The organism is Ruegeria sp. CDSA089, from assembly GCF_059612205.1.
This window is the reverse complement of the sequence record NZ_JBXWQD010000002.1, coordinates 185,145-198,610: the sequence shown is the minus strand read 5'-3', so window position 1 is coordinate 198,610 and position 13,466 is coordinate 185,145. Positions and strand designations below refer to the sequence as shown.

12 protein-coding genes are annotated in these 13,466 nt (G+C 60.0%); 5 read left to right on the top strand and 7 right to left on the bottom strand.

Annotated elements, in window-relative coordinates; all coding sequences use genetic code 11:
- Nucleotides 1-25 precede the first annotated feature (25 nt).
- Complete coding sequence (locus tag AC2FJ6_RS06620) at nt 26-934, bottom strand: DMT family transporter (RefSeq protein WP_170769142.1); 909 nt, start codon at nt 932-934, stop codon at nt 26-28.
- A 41-nt stretch (nt 935-975) separates the two neighbouring features.
- Nucleotides 976-1,575, bottom strand: a complete 600-nt coding sequence (locus AC2FJ6_RS06615; protein ID WP_170769141.1) for a LysE/ArgO family amino acid transporter — start codon at nt 1,573-1,575, stop codon at nt 976-978.
- A gap of 87 nt (nt 1,576-1,662) precedes the next feature.
- Between AC2FJ6_RS06615 and AC2FJ6_RS06610 the strand changes: the two genes are divergently transcribed.
- Nucleotides 1,663-2,547 (top strand): LysR family transcriptional regulator ArgP, encoded by an 885-nt coding sequence (locus tag AC2FJ6_RS06610; protein ID WP_170769140.1) that lies wholly within the window; start codon nt 1,663-1,665, stop codon nt 2,545-2,547.
- 1 nt (nt 2,548) lies between these two features.
- Here AC2FJ6_RS06610 and AC2FJ6_RS06605 read toward each other — a convergent pair whose 3' ends face one another.
- Together AC2FJ6_RS06605 and AC2FJ6_RS06600 are read right to left on the bottom strand one after the other, a co-directional pair.
- The gene (locus AC2FJ6_RS06605; RefSeq protein WP_170769139.1) at nt 2,549-3,823 is read right to left on the bottom strand and encodes an MFS transporter; all 1,275 of its coding nucleotides are present in this window, start codon (nt 3,821-3,823) and stop codon (nt 2,549-2,551) included.
- A 120-nt stretch (nt 3,824-3,943) separates the two neighbouring features.
- The gene (locus AC2FJ6_RS06600) at nt 3,944-4,684 is read right to left on the bottom strand and encodes a YebC/PmpR family DNA-binding transcriptional regulator (RefSeq protein ID WP_170769138.1); all 741 of its coding nucleotides are present in this window, start codon (nt 4,682-4,684) and stop codon (nt 3,944-3,946) included.
- A gap of 110 nt (nt 4,685-4,794) precedes the next feature.
- Between AC2FJ6_RS06600 and AC2FJ6_RS06595 the strand changes: the two genes are divergently transcribed.
- The 4 genes from AC2FJ6_RS06595 to AC2FJ6_RS06580 all read left to right on the top strand — a co-directional run bounded on the left by AC2FJ6_RS06595 (nt 4,795) and on the right by AC2FJ6_RS06580 (nt 9,921).
- The gene (locus AC2FJ6_RS06595) at nt 4,795-6,567 is read left to right on the top strand and encodes an SLC13 family permease (protein WP_486533228.1); all 1,773 of its coding nucleotides are present in this window, start codon (nt 4,795-4,797) and stop codon (nt 6,565-6,567) included.
- Nucleotides 6,568-6,583: 16 nt separating this feature from the next.
- Nucleotides 6,584-7,318, top strand: coding sequence for a glutamine amidotransferase (locus AC2FJ6_RS06590; RefSeq protein ID WP_496668689.1), 735 nt, complete (start codon nt 6,584-6,586; stop codon nt 7,316-7,318).
- A gap of 72 nt (nt 7,319-7,390) precedes the next feature.
- Nucleotides 7,391-8,248, top strand: coding sequence for a bile acid:sodium symporter family protein (locus AC2FJ6_RS06585; RefSeq protein ID WP_170769135.1), 858 nt, complete (start codon nt 7,391-7,393; stop codon nt 8,246-8,248).
- A gap of 11 nt (nt 8,249-8,259) precedes the next feature.
- Complete coding sequence (locus tag AC2FJ6_RS06580) at nt 8,260-9,921, top strand: FAD-binding dehydrogenase (RefSeq protein ID WP_170769134.1); 1,662 nt, start codon at nt 8,260-8,262, stop codon at nt 9,919-9,921.
- Here AC2FJ6_RS06580 and AC2FJ6_RS06575 read toward each other — a convergent pair whose 3' ends face one another.
- The 3 genes from AC2FJ6_RS06575 to AC2FJ6_RS06565 form a co-directional block, all read right to left on the bottom strand.
- A complete protein-coding gene (locus tag AC2FJ6_RS06575; protein WP_496668687.1) occupies nt 9,922-10,668 on the bottom strand; it encodes a YbaY family lipoprotein in 747 nt (248 codons plus the stop codon).
- 96 nt (nt 10,669-10,764) lie between these two features.
- Nucleotides 10,765-12,543, bottom strand: coding sequence for an SLC13 family permease (locus tag AC2FJ6_RS06570; protein WP_170769132.1), 1,779 nt, complete (start codon nt 12,541-12,543; stop codon nt 10,765-10,767).
- A 79-nt stretch (nt 12,544-12,622) separates the two neighbouring features.
- Nucleotides 12,623-13,438 carry a TIGR00282 family metallophosphoesterase gene (locus tag AC2FJ6_RS06565; RefSeq protein ID WP_170769131.1) on the bottom strand — a complete coding sequence of 272 codons (816 nt, stop codon included), beginning with the start codon at nt 13,436-13,438 and terminating at the stop codon, nt 12,623-12,625.
- Nucleotides 13,439-13,466 lie beyond the last annotated feature (28 nt).

Sequence of the window (13,466 nt, the reverse complement as noted above, 5' to 3'; positions counted from 1 at the left end):
AACACCTCTGCCACCTGGAAATCGACTAGAGCTTGGGGGCAATGCTGGGCGTGGTCAGGCTGCTGCGGTTCAAAACCGCCTCGCGCCAGGCGATGAAACTGACGGCGGCCAGAATCAGTGTGCCACCGGCGACAACCCAAAAGTCGACGCTTTCATGAAAGACCAACGCCCCCATAAGCGTCGCCCAGATCAGCTGCAGGAAGGTCACCGGTTGTGTGACGGCCACAGGGGCTGCCTGCAAGGCCAGCGTCATCAAATAGTGCCCCAGCGTGGCGAAGCTGGCGATCAGGAACAGGATGCCCAGATCGTACCAACTGGGCGGCGTCCAGACCGCAATCGCAAAGGGAATCAGCGCGATGGTCACCCAGATCGACATATGCGCCACCACGACCGAGGGGGGCAGATCCCGCACCAACCGCTTAGCCAGCAGATACGACGCCCCCAGAGTCAGCGAGGTCATCAACATGGCGACATGGCCCGGTGAAACCTCTCGAAAGCCGGGCCTGAGGATGATCGCAACCCCGATCAGGGCCACGCCAATGGCCGCGATACGCCGAAACGCCAACGGCTCTCCCAGAAACAGCGCCGCACCAAGCGTCACATAGACCGGGGTCATGTAATTCATCGCCGTAACCTCGGCCAAGGGGATCTGGGTCATCGCGTAAAACCAGAGCATCACCGACACCGCATGGACGATCCCACGTATGCCGAACAGGGTCAGATGCTTGCGCGTCAGCGGCGTGGACACGATCAGCCGCAGGGCAGGCAGCAAGAAGACCAGACCGAAGACAAACCGAAAGAACGCGGCCTGTATCGGGTCCATGCTCGACCCCAGCGACTTTACCAGCGCCGTCATGGCCACGAAGGATATCCCGGCCGAGAACATCCAGAACATGCCGGCGACAGGCCGGGAGGGCGCGGTGAGGGTTGTCATGTTAACGGTTCAACACCGAATACCGCCCTAGGGCAAGACCCTCAGAGTGAGACAATCTTGACCGCAATTGACAGCATCACGACACCAATAATCGTATCCAGCACCTGCCAAGCCCGGGGCCGCGCAAAAATCGGGGACAAGACCCCTGCCCCGTAGCCCAGCGAAAAGAAGAAGACAAAGCTGGCAGTCATCGCTCCGACGGCAAAGGCCAGACGATCTTCATATTGCGCCGAGATCGACCCAATCAGAACCACCGTATCCAGATAGACATGCGGATTTAACCACGTAAAGGCCAACACCGTCAGCAGAACCGACTGAAGACTGGCACGCTGACCACCCTGAACCTCCATCACCGCGCCGCCATTCCACGCGGATCGCAGGCTGCGTAACCCGTACCATGTCAGGAAAATCGCCCCACCATAGCGCATCGCGGTCTCGAACCACGGAACCGCCTGCGCCAGCGTTCCGAACCCGGCCACGCCCGCCGCAATCAGAATCGCGTCCGAGACGGCGCAGGTCAGACACAGGGGAAACACATGCTCGCGCCGCAGCCCCTGTCGCAGGACAAAGGCATTTTGGGCCCCGATGGCAAGGATCAGGCTGAAGCCAAGCGCAAAACCGGCGATCAGGGATGTGGACATGGGACCTCCTTACGTGATGCCCCGTTGACTACGACGATCCTGCCGCCCTATCAAATTAAAGATGTTGATCTTGATTAAGTCAGGCTAATGCTGCTCGATCCCAACCACCTGTCGGCTTTGTCCGCCATTCTGCGTCACGGCAGCTTTGAAGCCGCCGCGTCCGAACTGTCAGTCACGCCTTCGGCCATTTCCCAGCGGATCAAAGCGCTGGAGGATCGGGTTGGCGCCGCCTTGATCCTGCGCGGTACCCCGTGCACGGCCACTCCGGCCGGGCTGCGCATTGCGCAACATGCCGAGGATATCGGGCTGCTTGAAGCCCAACTGGCGCGTGAACTGACGCTGGACCGAGAGGCTCCGCTGACCCGCGTGCGCATCGCTGTACCCGCCGATGTTCTGGCGACATGGTTCATTCAAGCCATGGCGCAGGTGGATGGGTTGTTGTTCGACCTTGTACTGGACGATCAAGACCATTCCGCCGACTGGTTGCGCCGGGGCGAGGTCAGCGCCGCTGTCACCATTGGCGGGCAACCTGTAGCGGGATGCGATGCCTTTGCTTTGGGGTCGTTTCGATATCTCGCGACGGCCAGCCCTGCCTTTATGCAAAAGTGGTTCTCAAACAGCGTCGATACCGTCAGTCTTGGCCGTGCCCCTTGCCTGACCTTTAACCGCAAGGACGGCTTGCAAAAGGCTTGGATCGCTCAGGAATTCGGGCGACGCATCTCACCGCCCTCGCATTTTCTCGCGTCGTCGCATGGCTTTGTCGATGCGGCCATTGCCGGATTGGGATGGGGTATGAACCCGGAAAATCTGGCGAAATCAGCGCTGGAGGATGGCCGACTGACTGTTCTAAAACCCGATGCCCCGTTTGACGTGCCACTGACATGGCAGGTCGGGCGCATTCTGGCCCCGGCCCTGCAACCGTTGACCCAAGCCGTGAAACGCAGTGCAAGCCGCACGTTGCGGCCGCTATAGGTCAGGCTGAAGCCGAGCTTTCCGGCATCGGCAAAACAAGACGATAGCAGGCAAAGGCCGCAAAAACGGCCACCACAACGATAAAGGCAATGGCCCAGGCGACCTCGTGCATATGCGCCACCGCGGCAAGCGCGGCGGAAAGGATGACTGCGACTAGGCGGCTGACGCTTTTGATCGCTGCCGCGCCCTTGACGCGCTGATCCTTGGGGGCCACGTCCAGATAATACAGTTTTCGTGCGCTGCTGATACCGGTCACGGCCACTGTCACGATGAACAACGCGATGGCGTGCAGATGAACATCATGATCCAAGTGCAAGAAATGAAAGACCAAAAGCACCGTCCCCGTGATGGCGACCATCAGGTTCCCCGTCACCATGACTGCCCGGTGGGATTTCATGTTCACCACCTGCCACAACGGCGCGGAAACCAGATAGCCAGACGCCGAGGAAACGATCATGGCCGTCAGACCCTTGGCCGAGGCATGGTGCGCCTCAGCCGCGATCAGGGCGAAAAAGGGCACTGAAAGCGTGGCCGCGACCAGAGGCAAGCGCATGATCATGTAACGCCGGAACCACGCCTCGTTGAACATCGCGATGATGTCGGTGAAATAGGTGATGAACTTGCGTTTCGCCTCAGGCGCGGTATCGCGGGTGCTTTCACCACTGCGCGCGCCTTCGAACATCGCCAGAATGGCCAGGCCCGACAGGATAAAAAAGCCCACGGACACGAAGATGATTGCTGAATGGCGCGAGAAAGGCGGGTTTTCTTTGACGATCTCATGCACCAAAAGCGCCAGACCGATGGCGCCAAGCCCTCCGACCCCTAGTTGCAGGTAGCGCATGATCATGCGGGATTTGGATTGAACGTGATCGCCCAATAAATCCGTATACATCAGCATCTGCGTCTCATCGACCAACCCGATGATGAAGAAAACAAGGACAAACGCCGCCGCGATCAGTGGCACATAACCCGTCGTCGCAACCCCCAATGCGATCAGAAGGCAGAGGCCAACCGCGACCTCGGTCAGCGCAATGCCACGTTTCTTGCGGTCGTGGGCCGAAATCGAACGAGCCAGGAACACATCCGCGATCACGCTGCCCACCATGCGAACCGAGACCAGCGCGCCTGCTATGAACATCGGCAATTCCAGCGAAACAGCAAGAAACGGCAGCACGATGGAGGGGCTGCCTAGCGTCCAGGCGATTTGCGACAGGATGCTTTGCCCGGTCAACACAGGCAGGTTTCGTTTTGCAGAGATCGGGGGACTGTCCGTCATGCTCTCATTGCTGTTTTGCGAACAGCTTACCGAGTTTAACGTGTTCCGCCAAGCACACTGAAAAGGCGCATAAAAAAACCCGGCCAGAGGCCGGGTTTTCCTGATCGATTAACGACAGGATCACAGCTGAGCCATGACCTCATCCGTCGCTTCGAAATTGGTCGTTACGCGCTGCACATCGTCATCATCTTCCAGCGCATCGACCAGCTTCATCAGCTTTTGCATATCTTCCAGACCCAGCTCGGTCGTGGTCGTGGGTTTCCACACCAGCTTGGTGGATTCGGACTCGCCCAAGGCCTCTTCCAGCGCGTTGGATACGTCGTTCAGATCGGTATCGGCGCACCAGATGATGTGACCGTCTTCCGAGCTTTCGACATCTTCGGCACCCGCCTCGATTGCGGCTTCAAAGACCGTGTCCGCGTCGCCCGCGTCCGCCTGATAGACAACCTCTCCCTTTCGGTCGAACATGAACCCGACCGAGCCGGTCTCGCCCAGATTGCCGCCATTCTTCGAGAACGTGGACCGCACGGTCGAGGCAGTCCGGTTGCGGTTGTCGGTCATCGTCTCGACGATCACCGCCACGCCGTTGGGGCCATAGCCCTCGTACCGGATTTCTTCGTATTCGTCGCCTTCGCCAGCCACCGATTTCTTGATCGCGCGGTCGATCACGTCCTTGGGGACCGAGTTCGACTTGGCCTCTTTCACCGCCAGACGCAGGCGCGGGTTCTTGTCTGGATCGGGGTCGCCCATCTTGGCGGCCACGGTGATCTCTTTCGACAGTTTGGAAAACAGTTTGGACCGCGCGGCGTCCTGACGTCCCTTGCGGTGCTGGATGTTGGCCCATTTGGAGTGGCCTGCCATAGTGCGTCCTCGTCATCATGTTTGCGTGTTCGGCGCTCATATAGACGTTTGCGGGGGGCAGGATCAAGAGAGCGGCTTGCCCGATATCCCGTCGCAGGTATGGTGGCGACATGACAAGTGATCAAATTATTCTTTTTGCCCTTTTCGCCACGGTTTTCGGAATGCTTCTATGGGGGCGGTTCCGATATGATCTGGTTGCCTTTTCGGCGCTGATGATTGGTGTTGTGCTGGGCGTCGTTCCCGTGGACAACGCATTCGCCGGGTTCGGCCATCCCGCAACCATTATCGTTGCGTTGGTTCTGGTCGTGTCTGCCGGGCTGGTGCGCTCGGGCGCGGTGTTTCTGATCACTCGCTCGCTCGTCGATGCCTCGCGCGGGCTTGGCGCCCACATCGCGCTGATGGGCGGGATCGGCGCGGTCCTGTCGGCCTTCATGAACAACGTCGCGGCACTTGCGCTTTTGATGCCGGTCGATATCCAGACCGCACGCAAGGCCGGACGGTCTGTGGGCCTGTCACTCATGCCGCTGAGTTTCGCTACCATTCTGGGTGGCATGGTTACACTGATCGGCACACCGCCCAACATCATCATCGCCTCGATCCGAGCAGAGACGCTGGGTGAGCCGTTCCAAATGTTCGATTTCGCCCCCGTAGGCGGGATTGCGGCCATTGCCGGTCTGGCCTTTGTCGCTCTGATAGGTTGGCGGTTGATCCCAAATCGAGGCCTACAGACCGAAAGCACCGAGGCGCTGGCCGAATATATCGCTGAACTGACCATCCCGCCCGAGTCGCCCCAAATCGGTAAGCGTGTCAGCGAATTATACGAAACCGCCGAGAAATCTGACGTCGCCATTATCGGCCTGATCCGGGACGGCAAGCGCCGCTATGGGCGGTCCGCCCATGCGACACTGCACGCGGGCGACGCGCTGGTGCTGGAGGCCAGACCCGAGGCGCTGGACGAATTCCGCGCGGCGCTGAACCTCGATTTCTCGGACACGCGGCGGCAGGAATTGCTGACCGCCGAGGGCGACGGGCTAGAGGTGATCGAGGTCGTCGCCACCGAGAACGCCCGTATCACCGGGCGCACCGCCCAAGGGTTGGGGCTGGCATGGCGACAAAGCACAGTGCTTATGGGCATCTCGCGCCAAGGCCGCCAGATCACCCAGCAAGTCCGTAAGACCGAGGTTGAGGCGGGCGATATCCTGTTGCTGCTCTGTCCGCGTGACCGCAGCGTGGACGTGACCGAGTGGCTGGGCTGTCTGCCGCTGGCCGAGCGCGGCCTGAACGTGACCGCCAATGACAAGTCTTGGCTGGCGATTGGTCTGTTCGGGGCGGCCGTGCTGGCGGCCAGTATCGGGCTGATCTACCTGCCGATTGCGCTGGGTCTGGTCGTGGTGGCTTATGTGCTGACCAAGATCATGCCTATTAGCGAGATCTACAACCATATCGAATGGCCCGTCGTGGTACTGCTGGGGTCGATGATCCCACTCGGCAGTGCATTGGAGACTTCTGGCGGGACTGAATTGATCGCAAATGCGCTGATCCAACTGACCGATGGCCTGCCCGCCTGGGCGATCCTGACTGTGTTGATGGTCGTCACCATGACCCTGTCGGATGTGCTGAACAACACCGCCACAGCCATTGTCGCCGCCCCAGTGGGCATCCAGATGGCCCGCACGCTGGAGGTCTCGCCCGATCCGTTCCTGATGACGGTCGCGGTTGCGGCCTCGGCTGCGTTTCTGACGCCGATTGGCCACAAGAACAACACGCTGGTTCTGGGCCCCGGCGGCTATCATTTCGGCGACTACTGGCGCATGGGGCTGCCGCTTGAGATTTTGATCATCGCGGTCTCGATCCCCTCGATCCTTGTGTTCTGGCCGTTGTGACGGGTAAAGGCTGCGTATGAAACGATTTCTGATCCTGCAACTGCGTCCCGAAACCGATGCCTCGGATGCCGAATATGCCTCGATCCTGGACAAAACCGGATTGACGCCTGAGCGAACGCACCGCATCCGGCTGGATTGCGAGAACCTGCCCGAGGGGCTGGAAGTGACCGACTATGCCGGTGTGATCGTCGGCGGTGGTCCCGGATGTGTCAGCGATGATCCGGCAACAAAATCGGCGGTCGATGCGCGGGTCGAAGCAGCGATCATGGGACTGATGCCGCAGATTACCGCACAGGACCATCCGTTCATGGGCTGCTGTTATGGTCTGGGAATACTGGCCGCGCATCTGGGCGGTTCGGTCAGCAAGGCGCAATACGGCGAACCTGTTGGCCCCTCGACCTGTCACATGACTGAGGATGGCGCCCAGGACCCGCTCACCAACGGGTTGGCCGATACGTTCGACGCCTTTGTCGGCCATAAAGAGGCTGTGCAGGCCTTGCCCGATGGCTGCGTGCAACTGCTAGCCTCGGACCCCTGCCCGTTTCAGATGATCCGCTTTGGCCACAACGTCTATGCCACGCAGTTCCACCCCGAGGCCGAGGCAAAAGACTTCGAGGAACGTATCAACATCTACAAGCATCACGGCTATTTCCCGCCCGAAGACGCCCAGCGCCTGATCGACATCTGCCACGCGGCCGACGTCACCCAGCCGGCACTGATCCTGCGCCGTTTTGCGGAACGCTATGGCTGACCCAACGGCGCGGTTGCGCAATTGCGGACCGCTCGCATAGGCTGACCGGAACGGCTTTGGGAGGAGTTGTTCTTGGATCTACTCATATCTGTCGGCTTGCCCCTGTCGCTGGCCATCATCATGTTGTCTTTGGGCATCGGGCTTGAGATCGCAGATTTCCGCCGCGTCCTGACACGCGGCTACCCCTTTGCCATCGGCGCGCTGTGTCAGGTCGTGTTACTGCCGGTCGCGGCTTTTGCGACCGTTGCGCTGTTCGCGCTGCCGCCCGAGATTGCCGTGGGGTTCATGATCCTCAGCTTCTGCCCCGGCGGAGTGACCAGCAACATTCTCTCCAAACTGGCCAAGGGCGACGTGGCGCTGTCGGTCAGCCTGACGGCGGTGATCAGCCTATTGTCGATGCTGACCGTACCCTTTCTAGCGGCATGGTCGATCAACTACTTCATGGGCGACGACGCGCCCGAGGTCTCGATCACCGGGCTGGCCATCGCCATGTTCCTGATCACCACCCTTCCCGTCGCCATCGGCGTCAGCATCCGCCATTTTGCAATCGAATTTGCCAATCGGATCGAACCCGGATTGTCCAAGCTGGCGACCACGCTGTTTGTTCTGGTCGTGCTCGCGGCGCTGGCAGGGAATTGGCAACTCTTTGTCGATAACCTTGGGATCATGGGGGCTGGGCTGATCACTCTGAACCTTGGCCTGCTGCTCATCGGGCTGGGGCTGGCGCGGGTCGCGAACCTGTCTTGGAATGAGGCTAAGACTGTCTCAATCGAAACTGGCATTCAGAACTCGACTCTGGGCATCACGCTGGCTGCGCTGATCACCGGGACGGAAAGCGGGTTCAGCCCATTGGCCCTGCCTTCCGCCGTCTACGGGATCACCATGTATGCGGTGGCCCTGCCCTTCATCCTCTGGTTCCGCCGCCGCTGAAAGGACGCTACATGACCAAGAACACAGCAGATGCCATCGTCGTTGGGGCCGGTCTGGCGGGGCTGGCTGCCGCTGCAGAGTTGGGCGACCGGGGCAAAAAGGTAATTATCGTCGATCAGGAACCCGCGCATTTTTTGGGCGGGCAAGCATTTTGGAGCCTTGGTGGCTTGTTCATGATCGACACTCCAGAACAGCGCCGCATGGGCATTCGCGACAGTCATGATCTGGCCTTGCGGGACTGGATGGGCAGTGCGCAGTTCCACCGGGATGAGGACGCATGGCCGCGCAAATGGGCCGAGGCCTATGTGGAATTCGCGGCTGGCGAGATGCGTCCTTGGCTGCATGACATGGGCCTGCGCTGGTTTCCGGTGGTCGGCTGGGCTGAACGCGGCGGGTCCTATGCGGATGGTCACGGCAACTCGGTCCCTCGGTTCCACATCACATGGGGCACCGGGCCGGGCGTGCTGGAACATTTCATCCGCCGCGTACGCGAACATGTAGATAGTGGACTGGTCGAGCTAAAATTCCGCCATCAGGTCAGCCATATCATCATGCAGAACGGCTGCGCCAAGGGGGTCTCGGGCGAGGTTCTGGCCGACGACACCGCCCAGCACGGGGCCAAGACCAACCGCGACGAAGTGGGTGAGTTTGAGGTCTACGCGCCTTCGGTCATTGTCAGCTCTGGCGGCATTGGTGGCAATTTCGAGATGGTGCGCAAGAACTGGCCACGTGATCGGCTGGGGGAGCCGCCCAAGGATATGGTCGCAGGTGTCCCCTTTCACGTCGATGGCCGTATGATTGCCATCAGCGAGAAGGCGGGCGGTCATGTGATCAATGGCGACCGGATGTGGCATTACACCGAAGGCGTGCGGAACTGGAATCCGATCTGGCCTTCGCACGGCATTCGCATCCTGCCCGGCCCTAGTTCGATGTGGTTTGACGCGACCGGCAACCGGATGAAGCCGCCCTGTTTACCGGGGTTTGACACGCTGGGTACGCTAAAGGAAATCCTAAAAACCGGCTATGAATACAGCTGGTTCGTGCTCACTCAGAAGGTGATCAAAAAGGAATTCGCCCTGTCAGGGTCCGAACAGAACCCCGACATGACCGAAGGTGGTTGGCGCGAAGTGCTGTTTCAGCGCGTGCTGACCGGTTCAAAGGCCACCGCGCCGGTCGAAGCGTTCAAACAGCATGGTGAAGACTTCATCGTCGCCAACACTTTGACCGAACTGGTCAGCGGCATGAACCAGATGGGCGACGCCCCGATCGATGAGGCTCATCTGCGCGCCCAGATAGAGGCGCGGGATTCACAGGTTGATAACCCCTTCACCAAAGATGCCCAGATAGCCGCCGTTCTGGCCGCGCGTAACTATCGTGGCGACCGGCTGATCCGCACAGCCAAGCCGCATAAGTTCCTTGACCCGAACAACGGTCCTTTAATCGCGGTCAAGCTCCACGTTCTGACGCGCAAGACGTTGGGAGGGTTGCAGACCAACCTCGACAGCCAGATGATTGGGGCAGATGGTCAGGTCGTTCCCGGCCTGTTCGCGGCCGGAGAAGTCGCAGGCTTTGGCGGTGGCGGCTATCACGGCTACAACGCGCTTGAGGGCACATTTCTGGGCGGCTGCATCTTCTCGGGCCGCAATGCCGGACGGTCGCGCGCTGTGGCCTGATTACTCGGCCCGGACGAATTTCAAAACGGGCTCACCGCCTGCGTCCAGCATCACCAGGCTGTCCCCTGCGACCGCATAGCGGGTTACGGTCTGAAGCGCGGCCAGGAATTGATCTTCGACTTCTTCAAGCTCGGGCGGGCATGCCATCAGGGTGGCGGCCATGTTGTCGGGAAAGCTCAGGCTGTCACCGCTGATTTCAGCCTGACCCGAAAATCTGTTGCACCCGCCTGTACCGCCGAATGCACCTTCTTGTTCGAAGGTGATTTGCGGCGGGCGTTGCGCTTCGACCACATCACCGTTGATGCCGATTGCCGTCCAGTTGGTGTTGTCCAGACTGACGGTTGCTTTCGGAGAAACCTTCACGAGCACAAGATCAGCGGTATCTCCACCACCCCGTGTCAGGACAGGGTTCACCGTATCCGTCGTGAACAGCAATTTGTTGCCGTGATAGATTGAACCTCGGACGGCATAAGTCCTGCCGTCCTGGATCAGCGCATCATCATAGGTCAGCGCGTATTCAGCCGGTACACCTGTCAAGGCATAGCGCTGCGATGCCAGCGTGACAGCGGGGGCATCCGCGAGGGAAATATCTTGCAACTCAACATATAGCGTCGCATCCGGTGCCACCGCGATCCGCTCGCGGTAGGTTGCAGTTCCTGTGACGGTACCTGCATGGCTCTGACTACCTAAAATGGTTAGCGCCACTGCGCCTACGACGATGGCTTGGCCGAGTTTTGGAAAAGGCATGATCCAATCCTTTCACATTCGCATTTGATGAAAAGATTGTTACGGTAACTGTATTTACAAGTGGCGCAAACCCTTGTCGGCAAAATCGCGCCGTCTTTAAAGCGGCCAGATCAACGGAATCAGCAGCGATGCCAGCAAGCCCACTGTCAGGTTCAATGGCACCCCGACCTTAAGGAAATCGGTGAAACGGTACCCACCGGGGCCATAAACCATCATGTTGGTCTGGTATCCGATGGGCGTCGCAAATGAGGCCGAGGCCGCCACCATCACTGCCACCACCAACGGACGCGGGTCGATGCCCACCGCTTGCGCCAGCCCGATGGCAATCGGGGTCACCACCACGGCCACCGCGTTGTTCGAGACCAGCTCGGTCAGCACCGAGGTCAACAGATACACGGCCCAGATGATCAGGAAAGGCGGCAGGGCGCTGAGGCCCGGTGCGACCGCTTCGACAATCAGCGACACTGCGCCGGATTTGTCTAACGCTGCGCCAATCGCCAGCATCGAGAAGATCAGCGCCAGCAGGCGACCTTCGACAAAGGAAAACGCCTCATCCGCGTCGATACAGCGAGTCAGCAGCACCATCGCGACCGCCAGAATGGAAAGCAGAAGGATCGGTGCAACGCCCAGCGCGGCCAGAGCCACGATCCCGACCAGCGCACCGATGGCAATCGGCGCATGGCTGCGGCGGAACGCGCGGGCCGAGGGCTGTGAGACGTCGACCATATCCATATCAGCGGCCAGCCTTTGGATGTCTTCAGGTGCGCCCTCCAGCAGCAGCGTATCGCCTACGCGCACCACCAGATCATCCAGTTGGCGCCCGATATTCTGGTTCCGGCGATGCACCGCCAGCACATAGACACCATAACGTCGCCGCAGACGCATTGCGCCCAGTGTCCGGCCAACCATGCGGCAGCCGGGGGTGATCAGAACCTCGACTGTCTTGGTCTCGACCGCCGAAACCTGGTCGACGCGCTTGAGTTCCTTGTTGCTTTGCAGACTCAGCAGTTCCGTCATTTCGGTGCGCAGAACCACGCGGTCGCCCAGCTTCAGCTCGACGCCTTTAAGGTTGCGGCGCAATGACTCGTCGCCTCGGATCACGTCGATCAGTCGGACGCCGGGGCGTTTGAAGAGCTGTACGCCCGTTACTTCGCGCCCGATCAGGTTGCTTTCGGGAGGGATGACGGCCTCGGTAAAGAATTTCATCTTTGAGCGGTCGGACAGAAGCGTCGCCATGCTGTCACGATCCGGCAGCAGACGTGGCGCGATGAACCGCAGGTAGACCATGCCATAGATCACCAGCGCAACACCCAGCGGAGTGACCTCGAAAATGGTGAAGGGAGCCATACCCTGCGACCGGGCTACACCGTCCACCAGCAGGTTGGTCGAGGTGCCGATCAACGTCAGCGTACCCCCAAGAATCGCCGCATAGCTGAGCGGGATCAGCAATTTCGACGCAGGCACGTTCAGCGTGCGGGCGATCTGGACAAAGACCGGGATCATCACAACCACAACCGGCGTGTTCGACACCACGGCCGAGGCCAGCACCACAAACCCCATCAACAGACCAATGGCAATCCTTGGGTTGACCTGCGCCTGTTTCTGCGCGGTTGAGGTGAACGCATCCAGCGCACCCGTGCGCACCAAAGCCCCCATGATGATGAACATCGCGGCAATGGTCCAAGGTGCGGGGTTGGACAGCACGGCCAGCGCGCTTTGATAGGGCAGAATGCCCGTTACCAGCATCACGGCCACGCCGCCGATGGCGACTACCTCGGTCGGGTAAACCTCACGCAGGAACATGATGAACATGCCCGCGACAACCAAGAGCGCAAGTATCGCGCTGCCTGTTTCTGAAAGCTGGAGGAGTTGCATTCTTGGTTTATGTCCGAACCCTGACCCGAGCTGCGCGCTCGTCAGGCAGTTTCACGCATTGGGATGGACAGAGCAAGCCTTACTGCGGCCCTGCTTGCTGCAAACGCCCGCCAACGCGCACCATTTGCACAGATTTTGCCTCTCCGGTGCGGTCATCAGTCTCGACAAACACGCCGCTGAGCGTTGCCTCGCCATCGGCGGGGGTAAATCGGGCTTTGGGCATTCCGGTGATAAAGCGACGCATCGGTTCGACCTTGTCCATGCCGATGACCGAGTCGTAATCGCCACACATCCCAGCATCGGTCAGATAGGCGGTTCCATTGGGCAGAATCTGCGCATCTGCCGTTGGCACATGGGTATGCGTGCCGACCACAAGGCTGGCGCGTTTATCGCAATAATGACCCATGGCCATCTTCTCGGATGTGGCCTCACAATGCATATCGACAATGATTGCTTGCGCCTGACCACCGCGCGGGTGGGATTTCAGGATCGGCTCGATGGCCGAGAACGGATCATCAAAGGGCCGTTTCATGAAGACCTGCCCCAGCACCTGCACCACCAGAACCTTGCGCCCGCCCGGCGCGGTATACAGGCGATGCCCCCGCCCCGGCGCGCCTTTGGCGAAATTTACCGGCCGCACGATGCGGGACTCTTTCTCGATGAATTGAAGCATATCTTTCTGGTCGAACGCGTGATCGCCCAGCGTCAGGCAATCGGCGCCGGCATCCAGCAGCAGCTTGGCGTGATCGCCGGTCAGCCCCATCCCGTTCGAGGCGTTCTCGCCATTTACCACAACAAAATCCAGCCGCCATTCGTCGCGCAGACGCGGCAGATGTTGTTGGATCGCCGCACGCCCGGCGCGGCCCATGACGTCACCCAGAAATAGTATCCTCATACGAACCGTCCTAAGTGTGGCAATAGCC